This is a genomic window from Planktothrix pseudagardhii (assembly GCF_904830925.1).
Taxonomy (GTDB): Bacteria; Cyanobacteriota; Cyanobacteriia; order Cyanobacteriales; family Microcoleaceae; genus Planktothrix; species Planktothrix tepida.
This window is the reverse complement of the sequence record NZ_LR882967.1, coordinates 5,005,438-5,029,914: the sequence shown is the minus strand read 5'-3', so window position 1 is coordinate 5,029,914 and position 24,477 is coordinate 5,005,438. Positions and strand designations below refer to the sequence as shown.

Sequence of the window (24,477 nt, the reverse complement as noted above, 5' to 3'; positions counted from 1 at the left end):
GGCTGCTGCGTTTTTTATGTTATTGAGAATCACTTAAAAAGGATTGATGACAAGCAATTAAAAACCGTCCTTTAAGGGCTTGCCTTCCTAATAACATCCGAAATCCCATAGCATCTCGATTTGTTAAAGTTAATTCCATTAACCATCGTTTTCCCATCAGTTCAATATCCGTTAAAATCACAGGGCGTAATTCCGTCTGTCCGCCCGAATTACGGACGGGACGGTATTCCAGTAAGTCCACTTCAGCACTCACCGTATTGATGGTATCCCGTTGGATGGGATGTACCTTAAACCGAACCCGTCGTTTACCCGGAGAAGGTTCGCCAGGGGTCTCTACAATCTGAATATCAAAAGCGTGCAAACTCGATGAACGTGCACCTGTATCAATTTTGGCTTTAATTTTTCCAATCCCCAAATCTGGCAACGCCACCCATTCCCGCCATCCAATTATTAGTAATTTGGTTTTAGTCATCGTTAGCTGTTGACTGTTGAACACTCCTTTTTTCTGATTAACTTTCCCATTCCCTGATTTCCTATCCCCCTATGATTTACTTTCGCTTTTGCGGTTTTGTTTTCACGCTAATGGGGCCATTAACAATCGCTTGACAAGCTAATCGATAGGTATCCGGTTTTTTCCTAAGAATGCGTTCTTCTGCGTCTGTGCGCGGAGAAACATTGTCCATCCCTTCTACAATTTCCACAATACAAGTGCCACACTGACCATAACCCCCACAGTTCATCATTTTGCCAGTGAAGGTATATAAGTCTATGCGGTTTTCTAGGGCTTTAAGTCTTAAGTTAGCCCCATCGGCTGCGATCACGTCCTGATTTTCATTCACGAATTTGATATTAGCCATTTCAATTGCAATGTCCTAGCTTAATGAACATAACCTCTCTCTAAATTATTACAGAATGTTAACAAATGGGTTGTCAGTTATCCGTTAACCGTTAACGAATAACTAAAGCGGATAATCTGACAGAATATTACCCGGAAGGTTGCTGACGGCTCGTTGTAAGGAGGACAGAGCACGGTTATAGCCAATAATGGCGTTGAGGAGTCGGTTTTGAGCGCGGGTTAAGTCCGTTTCCTGGTTAATCACTTCTAACTGAGTTCCCACCCCAGCTTGAAAGCGTAAACGAGCTAAACGTAAAGCTTCCGTTGCTTCTTCCACCCCTAAACTAGCGGTTTGAATATTATCAAAGTTGGCTTGTAGGTCATAGTAAGCTCGTTCCACATCTAAACGAATTTGATTGAGTAATTGATCAAAACGTTCGTCAGCGATGCCAATATCTAACTCCCTCTGTCTAGCCTGAGCTTTGGCTGCACCCCCATCAAAGAAATTCCAAGAAAACTGAACTTGAGCTTCATAACCGTCGGCCCAACCTTGGTTAGCGGTATAACTCGGATCATCATTAATAAATCCCAAAACGTTATAACTCGCGGCTAGGGTAACATTAGGCCGGGTAGCAGCTAAGGCGGCTCGTCGTAACTGTTGAGCGCGATCGCGTTCCGCTAACTGTTCTTCTAATTCAGCCCGATTATTGTAGGCTTGAACAATGGTATCTTCTAGGGTTAAATCCCAAGCTCCCGCCAAAGCAATCGGATCAGCGGCTAATAAATTTGAATTTTCATCAATATTCAAAATCGCTGCTAATTCTCGCCGACTTTGCAGTTGATTTCGCCGTGAATTGGTCAGATCCTGTTGGGCATTTGCCAGGGTAACACGAGCTTGCAACACTTCAAAACGGGTTCCCACACCCGCCCGTTCCAAGGCTTCTGCATCCTCTAAACTCTTCTGGGAGTTCCGTACCGCAGCCGCTTGAATTTCAACAGCAGCATCGGCTTCTTGTAGATTGTAATAGGCACGAGCCACATCAAATCGAACTTCTTCTATGGCTGTTTCTAACCTTAACTCAAAAATGCGTAACTGTTCTTCTGAAGCCCGAATTCTGGAACCTCTTAATCCATTTATCCCTAAGTCATACTGCAATTGCAGGGAATTATCAAAGGAATAGGTTCCATAAAAAGTCTGAAACGGCAATTGATCAGCCTGTTCAGGATTATTAAAACGCTGAACTCGGATAGCGCGGTTCCTAGCTCGAACTTGTAAGTCTTGCAGTGCAGAAACAGTCCGACCAAAACTGGAACGAAAGATCAAACTTGGATATAAATCGGCTTGATTTTCCCTCAAAGCTGCCAAGTTTTGTTCGACTTGTAGTTGGGCAATGCTGACATTTTCATTATTGCGAATTGCTAAATCAATCGCTTGTTGTAACGTCACCGGAACGGTTTCCTCAATATTAACTTGATCGGGTAAGGTAGGCCTATACAAGGGATTGGGACTCGGAAACAGAATGGCCGGGGGATTGGTTTGTAACGTTCCGTTGGGCGTCGGTGGCGGAAAGGGTGTTGTCGGGGGGGTAAGGTCAGGAACTGTCAAGGCAGGGGTACTGACTTGAGCCAGTTGAGTGGGTTGAGATTGTCTTTCTCTATCACTTGAAGGTAATAAAGGAGAAGTCAGGGTTGCAGCCTGGGTAGAGGGATTGGGTAATGCGGTTTCCACCTGTAACGGCAGGTTACTTTCTGCTGATAAGGAATTATTTCTTAAGGGATGGGGTAAGTTAAAATTAGGGGTTTGACTAGGGGTTTGGGTCTGTACACTGTCTCCTGATCCGGTTGTGTTGGACGTCAAGGTTGTACTCGGTTGCGTCACAGAAGGTTGTTCTGAAGTTGCATGAGCAACAGTCGATACCGTCGAGGGTGAAACAGGCTGTTGAGGGGTTTTTGTAGGATTTTGTTTAAAAACTGGGGCGGGTGATTCGGATCCCCCAGAGGATTTCGGTGTCGCGAAATTCTCGATCAAGCGATGGCTTGAAGCAGCTACAGGTTGAGATTTTGTCGGATTTTGCTTAAATGTTGAGGTTAGGATTTCTAAAGGTAAAGACCCCTGATCAGCAACCCTTGATTCCATAGATGGGGAAACGCTTGTTCGGTGGTGGTTTTGATAGGGAAGTTCAGATGTAGAGACAGAAATCTGTTGTCCCTTTTGAGGGTTTTTGTCTAAATTGAGATCTAACGGTACAGCATCAGAAGTCTTCTCCGGGGAATCAGTCGCCTTTGGAGATAAGGACTCAAGGTTGGCTTCTGGTTCTATAGGAGCCGTAGGATAAGAGTCTTGAGGATTTTGTTTAAACTCTTGGGATTGAGTTGTGTTTGAGTTGGACGAATTATCTTGAGATTCAATGGGGGAAGGAACAGCCGTTCCTGGCCCCACATTGATTAATGTAATTGCTCCACTCACTCCCACAGCCATCAAATTACGAAGAACGGACATAAGGCTTCTTTTCTGTCTACAAGTCCAGAAACAATTTTAGAGCAAGCGAGCAATATTCCTAAGTTTTTTGGGACTAGCTGGTTTATGAGAACCTTTAGGCACGACTAGATCTTGATTTCCTTAGCAGGCAATTTCTTTTGCTTCTAAGTCTAACAGGCGCAAGAGATTCAGATCGCCCCGTTCAGCCGCCGCTTGACGTCGCCGCTCTAATAAACGGCATAGATGATCGGAGTGAACTTTGGCTAAGTTTTCGTCGAGAGCTTTCTCAAACGTCACTAACCGCAGTGTTGTACCTTGTCGTGCTTCTACAGGCTTAATTTCGGTGGGGGTTAAAGGGGTAACTTCCTTGAAGGGATGTTCTGGTTCTGTTTTGCTGTAGGAAACACCCCGATATTTTAGGGGCTGAGGGGTTTGAGGCACAGGAATATGGCGAGGATAGCTAAACTGTACACCTTGACCCCGATATTTACCTGTTAGTTCGCTTTCCACCACATCAACCGGGGGAAAAGAGGCATCATACTGATTGCCACGATAGGTGAGTTTCATATCTGTTTCTCCTGACCTTAGTTTTAAAGAGGGATGAGATCTCAAAGACAAATTTTAAACGATTTTTTTATTTCTGTATTCATTGTTACACTTTTTCAGGTCAGATGAGCAAACTTAACAAAAATTTATGAAAGTTTCAGGATAAATTAGGAGGGCGGAGGAGCAGGGGAAGTCAACGGTTAATATTCCTAGCCAATGGTGACTTGAGAGGTATCGACGCTAAGGGCTCCGGGTTGGAATTGGGCAATATTGACGGCTTTTTCCAGAAAACCTGGGCTGGGAACTTTTCCTTTGAGAATAACGGTTCCCCCTTTTTGAGCGACCCACAAGGAACCAATATCATCGAGTTCAGGATCTTCGTCAAAGGCTAAGACAACCCGTTTCGCCAGACCGCTTTCGTCATATTCTCCCGCAATTCCAATACGTTCTGGAGGAAGGGAAGTATTGGCTGCGGCTTGTTGTACCGTATCGTTAGACGGTTTACTGGGAACTTCACCGGTAAGGGTGCCAAAAATACGTTCAAACCATCCCATAAAATTAAATATCCTACATTGCTTAATAAGATGAATTCAGTCTAGTGGAGATTGGATTGAGAAGCAAGCCATTTTTGCAATTCTTGTTTTAACCAGTTTAATTCTTCTTCGGGTAATTGATGTCCAAAACGATAGGTTTTGCGACGGGATAAAAAGAAAATATTCGGTTCCTGAGTAACGATTTCCAAACTCGGATAATAATTACCTTTATCATCGGTTGTTCTAATTAAATTAATTTGTTGGATTTGGGAAATATCTCCTTGCTTATGAATGGGGAAATAGGAATACCAAAAGATATTAAATTTTTTGTTTTTAAAATTAAGTTGAACTTTTTCAAAAGGTTTATAATCCAAAAAAGCTTTATAAATTAATAATCCTAGAGTTACAGGAATTCCCAATAATGTTAAATAAAATAGAATGATTAAACTTGAATTAATTTCTGTAAAGATAGAGGGTTCTATAACTCTATACAGGGGGGAAGTGATTAAAGCAGCGATCGCGCTTAAACCTAATATTTTAATAGGCATAGCTCCCGGAATGAATTGTAACCCTCTTTTAATGCCCTGAATCGGATTGCCTAAAATTTTCTGAAGGGGAGAAATATATTGTAAGGAAAACTGAGAGGGAATATTAACGTTAAATTCGTTGGAAGATTGAGATAACTGGATAGAAGGTTCAGAGTTAGTTTTTGAAGGAAATTTAGGTTTATAATTTAAAGCATATAAAGCCACTTGAGTTGAGGAAAACCGAGAGGTTACTGCGGGTTCTATTAAGGTTTCTAACCACTTTTGAAAGGCGGGATCTAGGATGTCCCCGTTAAACTTCATTTTAAAGTTTTCTTGGGGTAATTCGGCTGGAGGAATTCCGGTTAACAGATGAATTAATGTGGCTCCTAGCGCATATAAATCGGAAGCAGGAACCGCTAAACCTCCAAATTGTTCAATGGGAGTATAACCAAAGGTTCCAACAACAGTAAAGGTTGACCCTGGAGTTCTAGGTTGAAGTTGAACTGCGCCTAAATCAATTAAATAAATATGATGATCTTCTCCCCAAATTAAATTACTCGGTTTAAGATCTCGATGCAATACCGGCGGATGAAGTTGATGTAAATAATTTAAAATTTCTAAGACTTCAAAAGCTATCCAGTAGAGTTGTTGTTGGGTAAAGCGATGATTTCCTTCTAATTTCTCTTTTAAGGAGGAACCGGGAATATATGCGGTCACTAAAGCAAACCAGACATTCTGATCATCCAGGGAAAAATAATCTCGATATTTAACTAAGCGAGGATGATTTAATTGTTTTAAAATTTGGGCTTCACGTTCTAATAATTTTAAATCTTCCCATTGCATTGAACCTCCCAACGCCAATAATTTGACAACGGCTTTATCCTTCAGCATTAAGTCATCTGCTAACCAAGTTTGGCGAACAGGATTCTCATTGAGTTGGCGTTTGAGTCGAAACCGACGGTTAAGTAGAGTTCCCGCAGTCAGCATTATCCCCAAAAAATACAAGTTTATATGATATTGTAGCTAAAAATTCCTGTTGAGTGAAGGTCTTATTATAAAAAAATTGAGTTTTTATTATTTAAACTTGATTTAAACTTGAAAAATATTTTAAAGGATTATAATTTCTGTTAAGATGACTCTCAGGTCAACAAAAATGGCACAATAGAAGCAAATTGAACAGGAATTCTTGAAATATGAGTGATTCCAAAATAGCACCTTTGATGATTCTCAAAGACGTTGGTAAATCCTATCAACAGCCCAATGGACAGCAAATTCCAATTCTTAATAACATTAACTTAGAATTGCGCCGAGGTGAAATCATCGCTTTATTAGGGCCTTCGGGTTCAGGAAAATCAACATTAATGCGAATGATTGCTGGCTTAATTTCTCCCACCCAGGGACAAGTTATTTGTCATGGAAAACCTTTAATGGGTATTAATCCAGGGGTAGCAATTGTATTTCAAAGCTTTGCCCTTTACCCTTGGTTAACGGTTTTAGAAAATGTTGAATTAGGATTAAAAGCCAGGGGATTTCCGCTAGATTGGCGACGACAAAAAGCCCTAAAAATGATAGATATTATTGGGTTAGATGGATTTGAAAATGCTTATCCAAAGGAACTATCCGGGGGAATGCGGCAACGAGTTGGGTTTGCTAGAGCTTTAGCGGTTGAACCGGAGTTATTGTGTATGGATGAACCGTTCTCGGCTTTAGATGTTTTAACCGCAGAAAACTTGCGAATTGAACTTTTAGATTTATGGTTAGAAAAACGCATTCCGACCGAGGCTATTTTAATTGTAACGCACGGGATTGAAGAAGCGATTACCTTAGCAGATCGTGTTATTGTTTTAGGTCGAAATCCAGGGCGAATTCGGGCGAATTTACCGATTAAATTAAATCATTATCGAGATCGTAAAAGTGCCAGTTTTCAAGCCTTAGTTGATCAGGTTTATAAAATTCTAACTAATCCCGATTTAGAAACCTTAGAATCTCAAATAAGCCTCACCACAGCCCCTAATAATACTCCGAATAAATATCAATCTTTACCCTATGTGCGTATTGGTTCTATTGCGGGTTTATTAGAACTTTTAGAAGACCGACAAAATCCTGATTTATATCGTTTAGGGCAAGAACTACAACTGGAAGTTGATGATTTACTCCCCATTGTAGAAGCAGCAAAATTTATGGATTTAATCGCAATTCGAGAAGGAGATTTGAACCTGAAACCCATTGCCCTAGAGTTTATTCAGGGAAATATTGACCAGCGCAAACAAATTATTCGTCAACAATTACTTCAACATATTCGGCTCGTTCAACAAATTTACAACCTATGTCACTCGAAACAAAATCATCGGATTCCTGAAGATTTAGTGTTAGATATTTTGAATAATCATTTTAGCCCTAAAGAAGCTCAAAGACAGTTAAATACAGCGATTGACTGGGGACGTTATGCAGAACTTTATGCCTATGATGAACCCAGTGGGGAAATCTTTTTAGAAACATCTGATTTTAGTTCAATAACACCGGAGGGATAAACAATATGACGAGATCTCTTACTCCTAAAAATCAAACCTTAGATCGTTCTCGCTTGACCTGGCAAGATGGTTTATTAATTCTAGTAGTTATTACCATCTTATTAGTCATTGTTCGCACCGCTTCCCAATTTGTAGGAGATTATAAACCGGATGTCAGAATCTCCACCCATTTAGAGCAACTTCCCAGTTATACTGCTCAAACCTTATTAAGAATGGGATGTGCTTATTTTTTATCCTTAATTTTTAGTTTAGTTTATGCCTATTCTGCTTATCGTTCTTCCTTGGCTGCTAAAATCTTAATTCCCCTTTTAGATATTTTACAATCGATTCCCGTTTTATCTTTTTTACCGGGGGTTGTACTCGCTTTAATTTCCTTATTCCCAGGTCAAAGAATCGGAGTTGAATTAGCTGCTATTCTGTTAATTTTTACGGGGATGACTTGGAATTTAGTTTTTAGTTTTTATCAATCTTTGTCGAGTATTCCTAAAGAATTATTAGAAGTTGCTACGGTCTATCATCTCAATGCTTGGCAACGGTTTTGGTCAGTAGAATTACCTTCGGGAATCTTAGGATTAGTTTGGAATAGTGTGATGTCCGTTGCTGGGGGATGGTTTTTTTTGATGGCAATTGAATCCTTTACATTAGGGACTCACAGTTTCCGCCTTCCGGGTTTAGGATCATTTTTAGCTCAAGCTTCTGATCAAGGTGATTTCATCTCTATTGCTTGGGGATTAGGGGTTTTAATTGGAATTATTATTATTCTGGATTTTTTGGTCTGGAAGCCATTAATTGCTTGGGCAGAAAAATTTAAGTTAGAAATGGTTGAATCCCAAAATGTTCCTCAATCCATTGTATTAGATTTCCTGCGACGTTCCCCAACTTGGAGAATTTTAACTGAACGCTTTAGTCAGCTTTGGTCAGAAAAAATGAGTCAGACTATCGGAAAAACTGATCTTCATCTTACCGCCGTTTTACCCTCAAAATCCTATCCAAATTGGGGGACTGATCTATTCTTAACCGGGTTTGGATTTATGATTTTATGGGGAACTTGGGAAGGAGTTATTTTATTACAAAAATTAGAGTTTCAAGACTGGAAGCAAGTGATTACAGGTGCTATTTTAACCGCTTTACGGGTTGTGATTGCCTTATGTTTATCTTTATTATGGACTGTACCTGTGGGAGTTGCCATTGGTCGAAATCCTCGACTAGCCCAAAGTTTACAACCCTTAGTTCAAATTGCGGCATCTGTTCCAGCAACGGCATTATTTCCGGTCTTATTACTATTTTTAGCTCGTTTAGGAGGAGGATTACAAATTGGTTCAGTAGCACTGATGATGTTAGGAACAATGTGGTATATCTTATTTAATGTGATTGCAGGGGCGCAGGCTATTCCCTCAGAATTATTTGAAGCCGCTAATATTTATAAACTTTCGTTAATATACCGATGGAAAACAGTAATTTTACCCGGAATTTTTCCCTATTTAATTACAGGAATGATTACGGCTGTTGGTGGGGCATGGAATGCTAGTATTGTCAGTGAATATGTTCAGTTTCAAAATCAAACCTTAACCACTCCCGGATTAGGATCTCTGATTTCTAAAGCCACAGAAACAGGGAACTATCCTTTATTATTTGCTTCTACGGGTGTGATGTCGTTATTAGTCGTCTTAACAAACCGTTTGATCTGGCGGAAATTATATCAATTTGCTCGCTCAAAATACCAACTATTGTAATTATTAACCCTTTTTCCTTCGTAGTGAGGTGTTCACGCCTCATCTTTATCTTTAAGTAAGATATTGAGGCGTAAACGCCTCACTAAGAAGGAAAAACGTTATTCAGTTTCTTCAACTTTTAAGGAATTACAAGGGATTTTTTCAAGTTCAATTCGGGTCGGATCTCCACTGGAATAAACTTCTAAATCTGTGTGAGATTCGCCCACAAATATGCAATATTCTCCAGGAAAAACAACCCGTTCAAAATAACCCCGAATTGTACTTTGCAAACGAAGAATTTGCACCTGTCTAGTGGGGTTTTTATAACTACATAAAATTTCAGTCTTAAGGGAATCTACAGGCAAGTGTACTGTTTGCATGGTGTTTTATTAAAGTGAGGTTTTAAAGGACTGTTTTCAAATTTCTTAACTTTTCAGTTAAGGGTAAGGGAGAAGGAGAGGGAAAGGGAAAGAGTCCCAAGCCCAATTAGAAATCAGAAACGTCATCTATGACTTTAGATAGATTTGTCCTGATGGTTCTCTACAACCTTGATGGCAATGATTAATCTTGTGATGTTATCAAATCATCATAACTTAACAATTTATGAATTAAGTTATGTTAACTATATTATACACTTATTAACTCAGTTGCAACAAGGGAAAAGTTGTCAGAATCATCAACACAATTTCTTTATAAATTTCGGGTTTTATCCGAACTGTGTGAAGATTTTGTTGAGTGATCCCCAGAATAGATAACAGACTGAACCTTACCGTTTCCATTGCTACTCCCATTTCCATTAGAATAAGATCCCCTGTCTGTATTCAAGGTGACATTTTCCCAATCTTGGGGTTGAGAATTATGTCCCATCAAGCGGGATTGCAGACTTGTGGCAATGACATAAAAAACCGGAATAATATATAAACTCAGAAACGTTGAGACAAACATTCCCCCCATCACAGCCATTCCAATTGCTACTCGGCTCCCCGCCCCTGCCCCTGTCGCAAACGCCAAAGGTAAAACCCCTAAAATGGTCGATAAAGCTGTCATCATAATCGGTCGAAATCGTAACCGACAAGCTTCTAAGGCTGCTTTTTGAATGGATAACCCCTGTTCTCGGAGTTGGTTGGCAAATTCTACAATTAAAATTGAGTTTTTAGTGGCTAATCCAATTAACATAATTAACCCAATCCGACTATAAGCATTTAAGTCTAATTGTGCAATCCATAAAGCTCCAAATGCGCCTAATAACGACAAAGGGACGGCTAATAAAATAATAATGGGGTCAATATAACTTTCAAATTGGGCAGCTAAGGTGAGGAAAATAAAGATTAAGGCGAGAGCAAAAATAAAGTTAGTGGCTTGACCCGCTTCTCGAAATTCTAAAGATTCTCCAGAGTAAGCCGTTTGCATTCCCGGAGGTAAAATTTCTTTCGCTAAATTTTCTAATGCCTTTAACGCTGCTCCTAAACTCACTCCTGGTGCAGGACTGCCTTCTAAAGTTGCTGAGCGAAAGCGATTAAAGTGGCTGATTTGAGGCGGTGTTGTGGCCGTTGAAATCGTGACTAAATTACTTAAAGCAATCATTTCTCCCTGTTGGGAACGCACATATAATTCCTTTAAATCTTCGGGATTCGCTCGATACTTTTCATCGGATCGAACCACAACTTCATAACGTTGATTTCCCTGATTAAAATTCGTAATTTCTTGACCTCCGACTAAAATTTGTAAGGTTCGAGCTATATCCTGTACCGAAACCCCTAAATTTCCGGCTTGGGAACGATCAACCGTTAAGGTTAATTCCGGTTTATTGAGTTTTAAATTGGTGTCAATATTGACTAATTCAGGTAAATCTCGCGCCCGAATTACAAAGTCTTGGGACACTTGGGCTAATTGTTCTAAATCATTGCCTTGTAAAACAAATTGTATCGGTTGACCTTGACCTCCTCCGGGTAATCCCCCTGGATTAGTGGGGAAGACTAAAGCATCAGTAATTGTTGAAAATTTACCTAATAATTGCTTAACCAGAGATTGTTGAGATTGTTCTGGTTTTGTCCGTTCAGACCAAGGAATTAAACGGGCAAAAGAAAATCCTGTATTGGCTTGGGCTGCCCCTCGGCTAGAACCAGCAATGGCAAAATAACTTTCAACTTCGGGCACTTGGCTGAAGATTTTTTCAACCTGCTGTACTACGCGATTTGTATAGTTTAAACTAACCCCTTCTGGAGCCGTAATCGGAGTAAAAATTCGACCTCGATCTTCAGTGGGTAAAAACCCTTGAGGTAATTGTAAGAATAACCAAACTGTTAATCCTAAAGACGCAATAAATCCTAAAATTAGAATCGGTTTCAATCCCATTAATACTCGGAGAGTCCAAGCATAAATGCTAGTAATTTTATTCAAAACCCATTCAAATAAATCCAAGGGTAAAGCTAGGAGTTTCATCAATCCCCTACGCTGGGTTTCATGACGTAATAAACGGGCAGAAAGGGGAGGGGCTAAGGTTAAGGCAACAATACTTGAAAAAACAACAGAAGCTGCTAAAGTTAAAGCAAATTCATTAAATAATCGTCCACTGGTTCCACCCGCAAAGGCAACGGGGACAAATACCGCAACTAAAACAACTGTGGTTGCAATCACCGCAAACACCACTTCTCCGACGGCTGCAAAGGTCGCAGGAAAAGGTTCGAGCCGTTTTTCTTCCATATAACGGATGATATTTTCTAAGACCACAATCGTATCATCTACGACTAAACCCGTTGCTAAGGTTAAGGCAAATAGCGTCAAGGTATTAATGGAAAATCCCAGGAAAAACATGACACTAAATGCCCCAATTAAAGAAATGGGAATGGTAACAGCAGGTATGAAGGTAGCTCTCCAATTTCGCAGGAATAAAAAGATGATTAAAACCACCAGTCCAATCGAAATTAGCAGACTAATCCACACTTCTTCAATCGCCAGTTCTACAAACTCGGAATAATCCACAGCAATTTGATAACTAACTCCTTCGGGAAAACTTTTTTCTAATTCGGCTAATTTTGCTTTAATCCCATGCGCCACGTCTATCAAATTCGCATCAGAAAGTTTACTAATTCCTAATGAAACAGCAGGAGTTCCCTTAAAACGGGCAATAACTCGATCATCTTCTGCCCCAATTTCTGCCCGTCCGATGTCTCGAATTCTAATTTGCGCTCCATTCTCATTTCGTTTAATAATTAAGTCTTCATAATCTTGGGGAGTTTGTAAACGACCTAAAGTTCTCACTGGATATTCCGTTTCTTTTCCTTCAATTCGGCCACTGGGAATTTCAACGTTTTGTCTTCTTAAGGCTTGTTCAACGTCTAAAGCGGTAATTTGACGGGCTGCCATTTGTACCGGATCTAACCATAATCGCATGGCATAGCGACGTTCTCCTGAAATCGAAATACTGTTAACTCCATCAACAGTTTCTAAAGCATTTTTAATATAAAGATCTGCGTAATTACTTAACTCTAAAGGAGATAAAGTTTTAGCAAAAAAGGCAATCCATAAAATTCTTTCATCATCTCCTGATCGCTTTTCTACTACAGGTTCATCGACTTCATCGGGTAAGTTTCTGGCCCCTCTGGCTACCCGACTTCTCACTTCTTGGGCGGCGACTTCTAAATCTCGATTTAATTCAAATTGAACCGAAATAGAACTACTTCCTTCTCGACTACTGGAGGTTAATGTTTTAATGCCAGCAATCCCGTTAATTTGTGCTTCTAAAATTTCCGTAACTTCCGTTTCCACTACCTGTGGACTCGCCCCTGGATAGCTCGTTGTCACGGTAACAATGGGCGGATCAATTTTAGGATATTCCTGCACGGGAAGGCGAGTATAACCCACGATTCCTAAAATAATAATCAGCAACGAACAAACCGAAGCAAAAACAGGCCTTTTAATAAAAAAATTAGTAAACATAATATCAGTTATCAGTTATCAGTTATCAGTTATCAGTTATCAGTTATCGGTGATTACTACTTTTTAATGTTGACCTGTGGCATTGGGTGCAGAATTAGGAGATAAAATATTAATTGCAGCCCCATCAGATAATTTTTGTGTACCGGAAACAATAAGTTTTTGTCCCGATTGAAGTCCTTCTAAAATTTCAGCCCGATCGCCTTGAATTAAACCTAATTTAACAGGTTGTCGTTTTGCGGTTAATTTTTCCTGTCCTTCCGCTAAAAAGACAAAGCGTTGATTACCTTGAAATTTAACGGCTGTCATCGGTACAACCACTGCATTTAGTTTTTGTTTCCAAACGACTTCAGCCCGCACAAATTGACCATCTTTAAATAAGCCTTGACCATTATCAAACGTGGCTTTTGCTAAAATCGTTTGAGAGTCTTGATTCACCGATGGGGAAATAAAACTGATGCGTCCTGTGGCTAATACTTTTCCCTGAGCATCAACCATTTGCACAGCTAATCCTATTTTTAAATCTGCCTTACGTTCTAAAGGAATAGGTAAGCGTAATTCTAACTGATCATTAGCGGTTAAACGAGTAAGGATATCCCCTTTATCCACATAATCTCCTACTTTAATATCCACATCCCCAACTATTCCAGTAAAGGGTGCTAAAACGGCTGTTTCTTGCAACTGAACTTCAATACTGCGAACTTGTGCTGCGGCTTCTGCAACTTGTGCTTCCGCCTGTTGAATTTCTTGAATCCGAGTTCCGTTTTCTAACTGTCTTAACGCTTGTTGTTCCTGTTCTACAACGGCCCGACGTAAATTAATTTCTGATTGTCGATTTTTTTGTAATTGTTCTAAACGACGTTGCGCCGCTTGTAAATTAGCTTCAGCACTGTTTTTTTGCGACAATAACGCATCAAATTCATCCTGGGAAATTGCCCCAGATCGGCTTAATGCTTCAAAGCGATTCACCCGATTTTCAGCTAATTGAGCTTCGGCTCGAATCGAATCAATTTGAGCTTGAGCTTGATTAATTTCTGCTAAAAAACTACCAGATTCAGCATCAGCTAATCCCGCTTTAGCTTCCGCTAATTTTGCCCTTCCTTGAGCAATTTCTTCAGGACGACTTCCAGCTTGTAATTCCGATAAACGAGCTTGAGTACGAACTAGATTGGCTTTCGATTGGGTTAAACTCGCTTCTACATTATCACTTTTTAATCGGGCGATCGCTTCTCCCTGTTGAATCATCTGCCCGGATTCTACTAATATTTGAGTAATTCGACCTTCAATTTCCGGTTTAATATCTACCGCCCGTTTTGCTTCTAATGTCCCTACAAATTCAGAAGTTTCTTCAAGATTGGCAGTTTCTACCCCAGAAATTCTCACCCCATTTCCTCTAGGCTGTTTGGGTTGGTCTGCTGTTAAGTTTTCCCCCTTGCTTGGGTTGGCTTGCCACCATTGCCCACCGACAAAACCCAGACCTAATGCTATTAATGTAACTAGAGTAATGGATAACCATCCTGTTTTTACAACCACCGATTCTGGGACAGTTGTAGGAGGTAAAGATTGAGGGTTAAGGTCAGTTCGGATTGGAGGATTATCCTGTCCAGCCCAGTCTTGATCCTGCTCTTTTGTCGTTGATTTCGGGGATTTAGAATAAGACATTGTTCAGCTAAATTTGAGGTCGTTTTTACGGAGCAGAATGATGAAAAAAACAGATCAATCTAGATATTTGACTAGACGTTACAATATGTTAAGCTCACCCAACATCTTTCTTGAGATAGAGGAGGAATGAGGTAAATTTTCTTTTTCCAAACATTCATGTAACCACTCCATTTCTGATACCAACATGAATTTTGCACGTTCCCAAGTTGCAGATTGGAAAGAGTCCGTCACCAAATTCCCCATTTCTTGAGTCTCTAAATAAGCTTTTCGTTGATGACAAACTCTTAAACGATTTTCAATTAATCGCACTCGTTCGGAAGATTCTAAATCTCCAAAAAAGAAATATTTGACTAAAAATCGAGCGCGACTTTTAACCCAGCTTTCTTGAGGTTGTTCTAACATCTTTTCCCGCCAGCGAGTACACCCGCTAGGAGTAATCGCATAAATTCTGCGACTAGCTCCGGCATCCCCAGACTCTTCCAGTAATACCTGAATGTGGTCTCGTTCTTCTAAACGTTTGAGCAAAGGGTAAATTGCTCCATAGTTCACACTCATACAACTACTAAGAAACAACTCTAGTCGCTGTTTCAGTCGGTAGCCATGTAAGGGTTCTCGCTGTAATAGTCCTAGGGCAGACAGTTCTAACATTATATCAAATTGATAGTTTATTCAGTAATTTTTACCCTACAGGAAAGTTTTTGATCGATTTTAAAACCCTACCCGGAATATTTCACCCAGTAGGGTATAGGGTTATCTACACCACAAAAGATCTCAGTAGTTCTGAATATAGCAGATTAGTAACTGGACTCAGCCCTATAGCTTTACACCTGACATCAAGGATGAGTCCGATATCGATGCAGTTAGCTTCTGTTTAACAAGTGTGATTAACTCACTCGTTTTGTTAATGCTGAAACTTCTACAACTTGCATTAAATGGGATAAGATAGATCACAATCGTAATTTTTATCAAAGCAATTACACAGGGGGAAGTTCGTAAAACCCCAAACCTAAAACCTTAAGCTTGAAAAAAAGTAACTATTGTGATAATTTAACTTAACGCCAGTTTCGCCAAACGCTGATTCCGAGTTTTTAAGGGGTTAAAAGCATGACGAGCAGAAGAGTTCTGTTTATTCTGAGCAATCTCCAAGGCAAAATTAGGCATTTCTTGATGACAATAAGAACAATACCAATACACTCGGTTATGCTCAATATGACGGAGCATGGAAGAAGAGCAACAGGGACAGTCATTCATGGATATTATTCTCCTATCAAAAAATCAAATAAAATGAACTCAACAGTACAGATACAGTTGATAAACTAAAATGTTTTAAAACCGGGTTTTTGTAATTAAACTAATTCCGTGCTTTCGCAGAAATCTGGATTGTATTAGATCGATTTTTTATCAAAATTTTCCATTTGTCTATTTTAATTTGTTCATTCTCAGTTACGATGAACAGTCGATTCAAAATTGAAGAAACTTCGAGTTTGAGTTTAAGGCTAGAGGCGAACAATGAAGAAATTTTGAAGCCAACCCTAAAGTTTTTAATTGATTATTTCTTCATCCTTTAACTTCAGCATTAAACTTTACTTCCCTAATGTTTCACCTATCATGCTAATTTTTACTCACTTCAGAGGCAAATTACATCTTCCTTTTGAGAGGTTTCCTGTAAAATAGAAGCGTTTATCGGTTAATCAAACTGAGCATAGCTTTTTTAAGTATTGTAACAATTTAGAACCCTTAATTGTTTAGTTTGCCCCATCTAATTTAAACAAGATTTGGCTACTTTCAACCTGAACTGAGACAATGAAAAAATCCCTCTAAAATTGAAATCCATGAGACCTAAAATTAAAGATCCAATGGCTTGGCAGCAAGCTGAACTCCTGATGCAACCTGCTTTTATTCGTCTCCTCGACAATATCCGTAAACAATTAGACGAATCGATTTGGACAGGAACTTACCAGGAAATTCAAGACCCATTCCCTGGATATCGGCTAGACTTAGAACATAATGGTCAAAAAGTCAGCATAGATATTTGGGAATTGTGTTATCAAATCTGTTTTCAAAACTATCGTCCTACCCATGCTGCTCAAGAAAGTCTTGAGGTTGAAATTGACACAACCTTAATTGATCAAGAAACAGGGGACGTTGATTGGCAGAAGCTCGAAGATAAAACCCGTCAGATTATTGAAGATTTATTTGCGCGTCTTACGCCCTGAAGCAACCCATTTTTGCGCTTAATTTTCTATACTCATCAATGTTGAAAAAATTTTAATCTTCCAACTCCAACAATGATTTCAGAATTACAAAATTTACAAGCCAAGACTGGTGCTATTTTTGAAACCTCTAGCCTAGAGAAGGTCATTCCGATGAGCTTTGGAAATGACACCGAAGCGATCCATGCCAGCCAACAGGGTGTTGCTTTATATGATCGATCTCATTGGGGACTGTTAAAAATTTCCGGGGAAGACCGACTGCGATTTTTACATAATCAAAGTACCAATTCTATTCAAACTCTCAAACCGGGAGAAGGTTGTGATACCGTATTTGTAACTTCAACGGCTCGAACCCTTGACCTGGCTACAGTATTCATCACAGAAGATGCAATTCTCCTGTTAATTTCACCCAACCGTCGTCAGCAGTTAATGGAGTGGTTAGATCGATTCATTTTCCCAATGGATCAGGTAGAATTGCAGGATCTCAGTAGCCATTATTCCATTTTCAGTCTCCTAGGGCCAGATAGTCGCAGTGTTCTCCAGAAGTTAGGTGTAACCGATCTGCAACAACAGCCGTTAGGTTGCCATCAATTATTGGAAATTGCCGGTTCAACTGTCCGTATTAGTGCTGGTAGTGGTTTAACAACCCTTGGCTATACGTTCATCATTCCTACCTCTGCTGCTGTCTCTGTGTGGCAAACCCTAACCCAAGTGGGTGCTATTCCATTGGGTGAAGTTGTTTGGCAACATTTACGCATTCGCCAAGGTCGTCCAGTTCCAGACGCTGAATTAACAGAAGCTTACAATCCTCTGGAAGCAGGTTTATGGCAAACGCTTTCCTTTGATAAAGGCTGTTACATTGGTCAAGAAACGATTGCGCGTCTCAATACTTATAAAGGAGTTAAACAGCAACTGTGGGGTATTCGCTTGAATGCACCCGTTTCACCTGGAACGCCGATTTGGATTGAGGATGCCAAAGTTGGAATATTAACCAGTTATACCAACACGGATGGAGAGCATTTTGGCTTAGGTTATATTCGCACCAAGGCAGGTGGAGTAGGTTCTAAGGTCAAGGTGGGTGAAATAGAAGCTGAAGTTGTTGATGTTCCTTTTTTAAAACATCCTCCCCTATAGGATTTTGCTGAAGGTGGAGAAATCCTCAATCACTTCTTCACCTTCATTCTCAAAGCCTCCACAGGACATCCACCTTGTAAATGCTGTTGAATAATAGTTGATACATCCATCGGTTCAAGGTGACTGTACCAAACCTCATCAGGTAGAACAATCATCATCGGCCCGTTGCCACACTGTCCTAAACAGCCTATTCCCTGAATTTGGACATCAGGAGGAGATTCATCCTTAAACAACACTAATATCTTGTCACTCCCTTGTTTATGACAGGTGCGATTTTGACAAATCAGAACTTGTTTGAAACCCATACGGTTAAAGGGATCTCCTAAAAAAAACCTTTAAACAACAACTGCCCCGATTTAAGTCAGGGCAGCTATTCAGATAAACCTTAATAAAAAACAGAAAACTGAAGACTGCATAGAAAATCAGAAGAAAAGAGATGAGGTCAAGCCCTCGGTCTGTTAGTGTGTCTCGGCTGCATCCATCGCTGGACTTCGACCTAACACCTATAAACGGGTGTTCTGCCCGTGACCTTACTTGGTTAAGCCAATGAGAGTAATCATCTTGAGGTGGGCTTCCCACTTAGATGCTTTCAGCGGTTATCCACTCCGCACATGGCTACCCTGCGTCTACCGTTGGCACGATAACAGGTACACCAGAGGTGCGTTCCTCCCGGTCCTCTCGTACTAGGGAGGACTCCTCTCAATACTCTTACGCCTGCACCGGATATGGACCGAACTGTCTCACGACGTTCTGAACCCAGCTCACGTACCGCTTTAATGGGCGAACAGCCCAACCCTTGGGACGTACTTCCGCCCCAGGTTGCGATGAGCCGACATCGAGGTGCCAAACCTCCCCGTCGATGTGAACTCTTGGGGGAGATCAGCCTGTTATCCCTAGAGTAACTTTTATCCGTTGAGCGACGGCCTTTCCACACAGTACCGTCGGATCACTAAGGCCGTGTTTCCACTCTGTTCGACTTGTAAGTCTCACAGTCAAGCTCCCTTATGCCTTTACACTCTGCGAATGATTTCCAACCATTCTGAGGGAACCTTTGCGCGCCTCCGTTACATTTTAGGAGGCGACCGCCCCAGTCAAACTGCCCCCCTGAAACTGTCTTGTTCCCGGATTCACGGGAACCAGTTAGAATTCTAGCCTCTCTAGAGTGGTATCTCACCGATGGCTCCATCATCCCCACAAGGATGACTTCAACGCCTCCCACCTATACTGCGCAAGAGAAGCCCGAACCCAATTCCAGGCTACAGTAAAGCTTCATAGGGTCTTTCTGTCCAGGTGCAGGTAGTCCGTATCTTCACAGACAATTCTATTTCGCCGAGTCTCTCTCCGAGACAGCGCCCAGATCGTTACGCCTTTCGTGCGGGTCGGAACTTACCCGACAAGGAATTTCGCTACCTTAGGACCGTTATAGTTACGGCCGCCGTTCACCGGGGCTTCGGTCATCAGCTTTAGGTTTCCCCTGACCGACTTCCTTAACCTTCCGGCACTGGGCAGGCGTCAGCCCCCATACTTCCTCTTTCGAGTTGGCGGAGACCTGTGTTTTTGGTAAACAGTCGCCTGGGCCTCTTCACTGCGACTTACTTTCATAAGCACTCCTTCTCCCGAAGTTACGGAGCCATTTTGCCGAGTTCCTTAGAGAGAGTTATCTCGCGCCCCTGGGTTTTCTCAACCTTCCTACCTGTGTCAGTTTCGGGTACAGGCATTGATAAATTAACGGTTTTAGGGCTTTTCTAGGAAGCTTGATGCTCTCTACTTCCCCTCCTTAGAGGGTCGGACTCCCGCCTTAGCTCAGTCTGTTTTCTCCAGACCTCAACACCTTGAACGGTTGCACCGGTAACCATCGTCCGGCTAGCACACACCTTCTCCGTCCCCCTGACCAATCTACCAATGGTACGGGAATCTTCACCCGTTGTCCATCGACTACGCTCTTCAGCCTCGCCTTAGGCCCTGACTTACCCTCCGTGGACGAGCCGTGCGGAGGAACCCTTAGGATTTCGGGGTGTAGGATTCTCACCTACATTTTCGCTACTCAAGCCGACATTCTCACTTCTGGTTCGTCCACATCTGCTTTCGCTAATGCTTCTCCCTACGCCAGAACGCTCCCCTACCAATACAATACAATCATATTCCACAGCTTCGGTACATCACTTAGCCCCTTTCATTTTCGGCGCAGCAACGCTTGACCAGTGAGCTATTACGCACTCTTTTAAGGTTGGCTGCTTCTAGGCAAACCTCCTGGTTGTCTGAGCATTCCCACCTCCTTTCTCACTTAGTGATGATTTCGGGACCTTAGCTGGTGGTCTGGGCTGTTTCCCTCTTGACGATGGAGCTTATCCCCCACCGTCTGACTGGTTGCTTTCCTCTGGGTATTCAGAGTTTGACTCGATTTGGTACCGCTCTCGCAGCCCGCACCGAATCAGTGCTTTACCCCCCAGATTTTTCTGCAACCGCTGTGCCTCAACACATTTCGGGGAGAACCAGCTAGCTCCGGGTTCGATTGGCATTTCACCCCTAACCACACCTCATCCGCCGATTTTTCAACATCGGTCGGTTCGGACCTTCACTTGGTTTTACCCAAGCTTCATCCTGGACATGGTTAGATCACCCGGGTTCGGGTCTAAAAACGATGACGACTTCGCCCTGTTCAGACTCGCTTTCGCTTGGGCTTCGACCTCTTCGGTCTTAACCTGCCATCGCCTTTAACTCGCCGGCTCATGCTTCAACAGGCACGCGGTCATCCGTTTAATCGGACTCCCACTGCTTGTAAGCTGACGGTTTCAGGTTCTATTTCACTCCCCTCCCGGGGTTCTTTTCACCTTTCCCTCACGGTACTGTTTCTCTATCGGTCACACAGGAGTATTTAGCCTTACCTCGTGGTCGAGGCGGATTCACACGGACTTTCACGGGCTCCGTGCTACTCGGGATTCAGCTTGGCTCTTCAAACTTTCGACTACAGGACTTTCACCTTCTCTGGTGCAGGTTTCATCTGCTTCGTCTAATTCTCTAAGTCCAGTCTTGCTGTCCCACTACCCCAACTGGATACCCAGTTGGTTTAGGCTGTTTCCCTTTCGCTCACCACTACTGGGGAAATCGCTTTTGCTTTCTTTTCCTCGGGCTACTAAGATGTTTCAGTTCGCCCGGTTCGCTCATCTACATCTATGGATTCAATGTAGTGTTTCTAGGTTGCCCTATTCGGATACCTCCGGCTCATTGCTTGCTTCCCGCTCCCCGGAGCTTTTCGTCGGTCGCCACGTCCTTCTTCGCCTCTGTGTGCCAAGGTTTCCACCGTCAGCCCTTTCTATCTTGACCAATTCTCTTTTTGAATCACTGTTCGTTTCCGAACTCCTGAACACCAAAATTTTCCGGGTTTTTTCTTCCCGGTTTGGGTTTCATTTTTGATCCCTTCTGATTTTTCTATGCAGTTTTCAAGGTTCTGGCTGGAACATTTCCAGCATTTACTCTTTCTGGTGATGAAAGCTGTAGTGCTAGTTTGTTCTCGGTTTTGATGGGTTTAGTGGAGGTAAGCGGACTCGAACCGCTGACATCTGCCTTGCAAAGGCAGCGCTCTACCAACTGAGCTATACCCCCACATTGTTTAGGTGGGCCATCCTGGACTTGAACCAGGGACCTCACCCTTATCAGGGGTGCGCTCTAACCACCTGAGCTAATAGCCCTTTTACCCAACCTAGTTGACGTTTGAAAGTCTCTTTTTCTTTTTCCTAGTTCCGACCTGGGATGACTTCTGTGAGTGCTTTTTTTGTTGGGATTTGGCACTTCTCCAGAAGTAGGTCTCCCTGAAAAGGAGGTGATCCAGCCACACCTTCCGGTACGGCTACCTTGTTACGACTTCACCCCAGTCATCAGCCCTGCCTTCGGCACCCTCCCCCCTTGCGGGTTAGAGTAATGACTTCGGGCGTGGCGAACTTCCATGGTGTGACGGGCGGTGTGTACAAGGCCCGGGAACGGATTCACCGCAGTATGCTGACCTGCGATTACTAGCGATTCCTCCTTCATGCAGGCGAGTTGCAGCCTGCAATCTGAACTGTGCCAAGGTTTCTGAGATTCGCTCTCCCTCGCGGGTTGGCTGCTCTCTGTCCTTAGCATTGTAGTACGTGTGTCGCCCAGGACGTAAGGGCCATGCTGACTTGACGTCATCCTCACCTTCCTCCGGTTTGTCACCGGCAGTCTCGCTAGAGTTCCCAACTTAATGATGGCAACTAACGACGAGGGTTGCGCTCGTTGCGGGACTTAACCCAACATCTCACGACACGAGCTGACGACAGCCATGCAGCACCTGTCTTCTGGTTCCCTAAGGCACTCCCCCCTTTCAGAGAGATTCCAGAGATGTCAAGTCCTGGTAAGGTTCTTCGCGTTGCATCGAATTAAACCACATACTCCACCGCTTGTGCGGGCCCCCGTCAATTCCTTTGAGTTTCACACTTGCGTGCGTACTCCCCAGGCGGGAAACTTAACGCGTTTGCTCCGGCACGGCCCGGGTCGATACAGGCCACACCTAGTTTCCATCGTTTACCGCTAGGACTACTGGGGTATCTAATCCCATTCGCTCCCCTAGCTTTCGTCCCTCAGTGTCAGTTGTAGCCCAGCAGAGCGCTTTCGCCACCGGTGTTCTTCCTGATCTCTACGCATTTCACCGCTACACCAGGAATTCCCTCTGCCCCTACTACACTCTAGCTCTCCAGTTTCCACTGCTTTTACGAAGTTAAGCCTCGCTCTTTAACAGCAGACTTGAAGGGCCACCTACGGACTCTTTACGCCCAATCATTCCGGATAACGCTTGCATCCTCCGTATTACCGCGGCTGCTGGCACGGAGTTAGCCGATGCTTCTTCCTCAGGTACCGTCACTTTCTTCTTCCCTGAGAAAAGGGGTTGACAATCCAAGAACCTTCCTCCCCCACGCGGTCTTGCTCCGTCAGGCTTTCGCCCATTGCGGAAAATTCCCCACTGCTGCCTCCCGTAGGAGTCTGGGCCGTGTCTCAGTCCCAGTGTGGCTGATCATCCTCTCAGACCAGCTACTGATCGTCGCCTTGGTGCGCTCTTACCACACCAACTAGCTAATCAGACGCAAGCCCCTCTGTTGGCGATTAATCTTTTACCTCTCGGCTCATCCGGGATTAGCAGTCGTTTCCAACTGTTGTCCCCGTCCAACAGGCAGGTTCTTACGTGTTACTCACCCGTCCGCCACTAGAATCCTAAGATTCCCGTTCGACTTGCATGTGTTAAGCAGACCGCCAGCGTTCATCCTGAGCCAGGATCAAACTCTCCATTTTGAAGAATTTGTAGCTCTTCTGTTGACTAGACTTGCTAGTCATGTTATCTTTTGGGAGTCCTCAGTCTTTATAACTGATTCCTCTCCTGATTTTTTGACTAGGAGTTCGTTAATTCGACTTTCAAACGTATTATTTTTTCTAGGTTCGGTGCGCTTTCGGTTCTTTCGTCTCTCAAGCGCATTTACCAATGTATCTAATCTCCTCGGCTTTGTCAACCCCTTTTCTTGACTTTTTTTTGAACCGGGGCAAATCCTTGTCTGGTAATGGTTTATAGCTATTCTCCCCTTTCTAGAGATGGAACGACTGGAAAGCATCTGTTTGTAAGGGCCATACAAGCTGGTTGTTACAAAAAATGATAAGGGGGTACAGCGTTCCCCAGACTGAGTTGCCAATGAGTATATTGGCTTTGCCATTGCTTCAGTTGCTCTTGTAGTTTGGATTCGTTGCTCTGCGGCATCAATATATAGATTCGTTCTCTATTGGGTTGGCTATCGGCTAGGCAGGTTTCTGGATAGGTTTGACACAGTACCTCAACTAACTGCTGCCATTGTTGGGCTTGCTGCTGCTGATGTTGTAATTGATGGTGATGTAATTGTTTTTTAGCTAAAAAGTAATCCCGACCGCGCAAAGGAGGTAAGTCCGTGGGATTAGTTTGAGTGAGTGTGTTTGCTGGCGGTTCGAGGGGAACTCCTTGTAAACAATACTCTGCTTTTCCTTCGAGTTGGTCTAATTTGTGTAAATAGTTCTGTTGATATAAAACTAAATGCTCCAACAGGGCTGTTTTTGAACGGAAACAGGTTCCAAAACGGACGGGTAACAGAGAAGTTTGGTAAAAAATGGTACAGGTGATTTGATCATGAGTGACAACGGCTTGCATTAATTGTTCGTCTGTATCAGGGAGATCTTCGGCTTGTAAATCGGGTTCTACAAGAGCAGATAATCCCTGATCACTAATAATTTCTAAAGAACCCTTAATCCCTTGAGGAAGCTTGAGGGGTGATGTGGGTGTTTTCAAAAAAGCGTAAATATACATTGGTTAATATCTACAAGTGAATATTAGGAATA

17 protein-coding genes, 2 tRNA genes and 2 rRNA genes are annotated in these 24,477 nt (G+C 42.5%); 4 read left to right on the top strand and 17 right to left on the bottom strand.

The window, feature by feature from the left end; translation table 11 throughout:
* Positions 1–19: 19 nt before the first annotated feature.
* The 6 genes from NMK36_RS21705 to NMK36_RS21680 all read right to left on the bottom strand — a co-directional run bounded on the left by NMK36_RS21705 (position 20) and on the right by NMK36_RS21680 (position 5,907).
* Positions 20–472 (bottom strand): ATP-dependent zinc protease family protein, encoded by a 453-nt coding sequence (locus NMK36_RS21705; RefSeq protein WP_072718499.1) that lies wholly within the window; start codon positions 470–472, stop codon positions 20–22.
* 76 nt (positions 473–548) lie between these two features.
* Positions 549–857, bottom strand: coding sequence for a 2Fe-2S iron-sulfur cluster-binding protein (locus NMK36_RS21700; RefSeq protein WP_072718500.1), 309 nt, complete (start codon positions 855–857; stop codon positions 549–551).
* Between the two features lie 102 nt (positions 858–959).
* Positions 960–3,335: a TolC family protein gene (locus tag NMK36_RS21695; RefSeq protein ID WP_139295005.1), complete on the bottom strand. Its 2,376-nt coding sequence runs from the start codon at positions 3,333–3,335 to the stop codon at positions 960–962.
* Positions 3,336–3,455: 120 nt separating this feature from the next.
* Positions 3,456–3,881 carry a DUF4278 domain-containing protein gene (locus tag NMK36_RS21690; RefSeq protein WP_072718501.1) on the bottom strand — a complete coding sequence of 142 codons (426 nt, stop codon included), beginning with the start codon at positions 3,879–3,881 and terminating at the stop codon, positions 3,456–3,458.
* 188 nt (positions 3,882–4,069) lie between these two features.
* The gene (locus NMK36_RS21685) at positions 4,070–4,414 is read right to left on the bottom strand and encodes a BON domain-containing protein (RefSeq protein ID WP_072718502.1); all 345 of its coding nucleotides are present in this window, start codon (positions 4,412–4,414) and stop codon (positions 4,070–4,072) included.
* A 41-nt stretch (positions 4,415–4,455) separates the two neighbouring features.
* Entirely contained in the window at positions 4,456–5,907 is a 1,452-nt protein-coding gene (locus NMK36_RS21680; RefSeq protein WP_072718503.1) for a serine/threonine protein kinase, read from the bottom strand.
* 206 nt (positions 5,908–6,113) lie between these two features.
* On the opposite strand from NMK36_RS21680, the gene NMK36_RS21675 reads away from it, so the two are divergent.
* Positions 6,114–7,451 carry an ABC transporter ATP-binding protein gene (locus tag NMK36_RS21675; RefSeq protein ID WP_072718504.1) on the top strand — a complete coding sequence of 446 codons (1,338 nt, stop codon included), beginning with the start codon at positions 6,114–6,116 and terminating at the stop codon, positions 7,449–7,451.
* 5 nt (positions 7,452–7,456) lie between these two features.
* Positions 7,457–9,184 carry an ABC transporter permease gene (locus tag NMK36_RS21670; RefSeq protein ID WP_072718505.1) on the top strand — a complete coding sequence of 576 codons (1,728 nt, stop codon included), beginning with the start codon at positions 7,457–7,459 and terminating at the stop codon, positions 9,182–9,184.
* 98 nt (positions 9,185–9,282) lie between these two features.
* Here NMK36_RS21670 and NMK36_RS21665 read toward each other — a convergent pair whose 3' ends face one another.
* The 5 genes from NMK36_RS21665 to NMK36_RS21645 form a co-directional block, all read right to left on the bottom strand.
* Positions 9,283–9,543 carry a DUF1830 domain-containing protein gene (locus NMK36_RS21665; RefSeq protein WP_072718506.1) on the bottom strand — a complete coding sequence of 87 codons (261 nt, stop codon included), beginning with the start codon at positions 9,541–9,543 and terminating at the stop codon, positions 9,283–9,285.
* A gap of 310 nt (positions 9,544–9,853) precedes the next feature.
* Positions 9,854–13,102 (bottom strand): efflux RND transporter permease subunit, encoded by a 3,249-nt coding sequence (locus tag NMK36_RS21660; RefSeq protein ID WP_254174594.1) that lies wholly within the window; start codon positions 13,100–13,102, stop codon positions 9,854–9,856.
* Between the two features lie 63 nt (positions 13,103–13,165).
* Complete coding sequence (locus NMK36_RS21655) at positions 13,166–14,761, bottom strand: efflux RND transporter periplasmic adaptor subunit (RefSeq protein ID WP_254174593.1); 1,596 nt, start codon at positions 14,759–14,761, stop codon at positions 13,166–13,168.
* Positions 14,762–14,839: 78 nt separating this feature from the next.
* Positions 14,840–15,409 (bottom strand): PadR family transcriptional regulator, encoded by a 570-nt coding sequence (locus NMK36_RS21650; protein ID WP_072718509.1) that lies wholly within the window; start codon positions 15,407–15,409, stop codon positions 14,840–14,842.
* A gap of 399 nt (positions 15,410–15,808) precedes the next feature.
* The gene (locus NMK36_RS21645; protein WP_072718510.1) at positions 15,809–16,012 is read right to left on the bottom strand and encodes a hypothetical protein; all 204 of its coding nucleotides are present in this window, start codon (positions 16,010–16,012) and stop codon (positions 15,809–15,811) included.
* A gap of 581 nt (positions 16,013–16,593) precedes the next feature.
* Between NMK36_RS21645 and NMK36_RS21640 the strand changes: the two genes are divergently transcribed.
* Positions 16,594–16,977: a hypothetical protein gene (locus NMK36_RS21640; RefSeq protein ID WP_072718511.1), complete on the top strand. Its 384-nt coding sequence runs from the start codon at positions 16,594–16,596 to the stop codon at positions 16,975–16,977.
* Between the two features lie 72 nt (positions 16,978–17,049).
* Positions 17,050–18,108, top strand: coding sequence for a CAF17-like 4Fe-4S cluster assembly/insertion protein YgfZ (ygfZ, locus tag NMK36_RS21635; RefSeq protein WP_072718512.1), 1,059 nt, complete (start codon positions 17,050–17,052; stop codon positions 18,106–18,108).
* 29 nt (positions 18,109–18,137) lie between these two features.
* Here the strand turns inward: ygfZ and NMK36_RS21630 are convergent, their stop codons facing one another.
* The 6 genes from NMK36_RS21630 to NMK36_RS21605 all read right to left on the bottom strand — a co-directional run bounded on the left by NMK36_RS21630 (position 18,138) and on the right by NMK36_RS21605 (position 24,445).
* Positions 18,138–18,413, bottom strand: a complete 276-nt coding sequence (locus NMK36_RS21630) for a (2Fe-2S) ferredoxin domain-containing protein (RefSeq protein WP_072718513.1) — start codon at positions 18,411–18,413, stop codon at positions 18,138–18,140.
* Between the two features lie 133 nt (positions 18,414–18,546).
* A 23S ribosomal RNA gene (locus NMK36_RS21625) occupies positions 18,547–21,432 on the bottom strand.
* Between the two features lie 206 nt (positions 21,433–21,638).
* Positions 21,639–21,711 (bottom strand) — tRNA-Ala (locus NMK36_RS21620).
* A gap of 12 nt (positions 21,712–21,723) precedes the next feature.
* A tRNA-Ile gene (locus NMK36_RS21615) sits at positions 21,724–21,797 on the bottom strand.
* 124 nt (positions 21,798–21,921) lie between these two features.
* Positions 21,922–23,412, bottom strand: a 16S ribosomal RNA gene (locus NMK36_RS21610).
* Together the 16S and 23S rRNA genes with 2 tRNA genes alongside form the textbook arrangement of a ribosomal RNA operon.
* Positions 23,413–23,755: 343 nt before the next feature.
* Positions 23,756–24,445 carry a GvpL/GvpF family gas vesicle protein gene (locus tag NMK36_RS21605; RefSeq protein WP_072718514.1) on the bottom strand — a complete coding sequence of 230 codons (690 nt, stop codon included), beginning with the start codon at positions 24,443–24,445 and terminating at the stop codon, positions 23,756–23,758.
* Between the last annotated feature and the right edge of the window lie 32 nt (positions 24,446–24,477).

Excerpts from the sequence above, each read along its gene's own strand:
- NMK36_RS21705 (WP_072718499.1), bottom strand. The coding sequence starts at position 472 with ATGACTAAAACCAAATTACTAATAATTGGATGGCGGGAATGGGTGGCG.
- NMK36_RS21700 (WP_072718500.1), bottom strand. The coding sequence starts at position 857 with ATGGCTAATATCAAATTCGTGAATGAAAATCAGGACGTGATCGCAGCC.
- NMK36_RS21695 (WP_139295005.1), bottom strand. The coding sequence starts at position 3,335 with ATGTCCGTTCTTCGTAATTTGATGGCTGTGGGAGTGAGTGGAGCAATT.
- NMK36_RS21690 (WP_072718501.1), bottom strand. The coding sequence starts at position 3,881 with ATGAAACTCACCTATCGTGGCAATCAGTATGATGCCTCTTTTCCCCCG.
- NMK36_RS21685 (WP_072718502.1), bottom strand. The coding sequence starts at position 4,414 with ATGGGATGGTTTGAACGTATTTTTGGCACCCTTACCGGTGAAGTTCCC.
- NMK36_RS21680 (WP_072718503.1), bottom strand. The coding sequence starts at position 5,907 with ATGCTGACTGCGGGAACTCTACTTAACCGTCGGTTTCGACTCAAACGC.
- NMK36_RS21675 (WP_072718504.1), top strand. The coding sequence starts at position 6,114 with ATGAGTGATTCCAAAATAGCACCTTTGATGATTCTCAAAGACGTTGGT.
- NMK36_RS21670 (WP_072718505.1), top strand. The coding sequence starts at position 7,457 with ATGACGAGATCTCTTACTCCTAAAAATCAAACCTTAGATCGTTCTCGC.
- NMK36_RS21665 (WP_072718506.1), bottom strand. The coding sequence starts at position 9,543 with ATGCAAACAGTACACTTGCCTGTAGATTCCCTTAAGACTGAAATTTTA.
- NMK36_RS21660 (WP_254174594.1), bottom strand. The coding sequence starts at position 13,102 with ATGTTTACTAATTTTTTTATTAAAAGGCCTGTTTTTGCTTCGGTTTGT.
- NMK36_RS21655 (WP_254174593.1), bottom strand. The coding sequence starts at position 14,761 with ATGTCTTATTCTAAATCCCCGAAATCAACGACAAAAGAGCAGGATCAA.
- NMK36_RS21650 (WP_072718509.1), bottom strand. The coding sequence starts at position 15,409 with ATGTTAGAACTGTCTGCCCTAGGACTATTACAGCGAGAACCCTTACAT.
- NMK36_RS21645 (WP_072718510.1), bottom strand. The coding sequence starts at position 16,012 with ATGAATGACTGTCCCTGTTGCTCTTCTTCCATGCTCCGTCATATTGAG.
- NMK36_RS21640 (WP_072718511.1), top strand. The coding sequence starts at position 16,594 with ATGAGACCTAAAATTAAAGATCCAATGGCTTGGCAGCAAGCTGAACTC.
- ygfZ (WP_072718512.1), top strand. The coding sequence starts at position 17,050 with ATGATTTCAGAATTACAAAATTTACAAGCCAAGACTGGTGCTATTTTT.
- NMK36_RS21630 (WP_072718513.1), bottom strand. The coding sequence starts at position 18,413 with ATGGGTTTCAAACAAGTTCTGATTTGTCAAAATCGCACCTGTCATAAA.
- NMK36_RS21605 (WP_072718514.1), bottom strand. The coding sequence starts at position 24,445 with ATGTATATTTACGCTTTTTTGAAAACACCCACATCACCCCTCAAGCTT.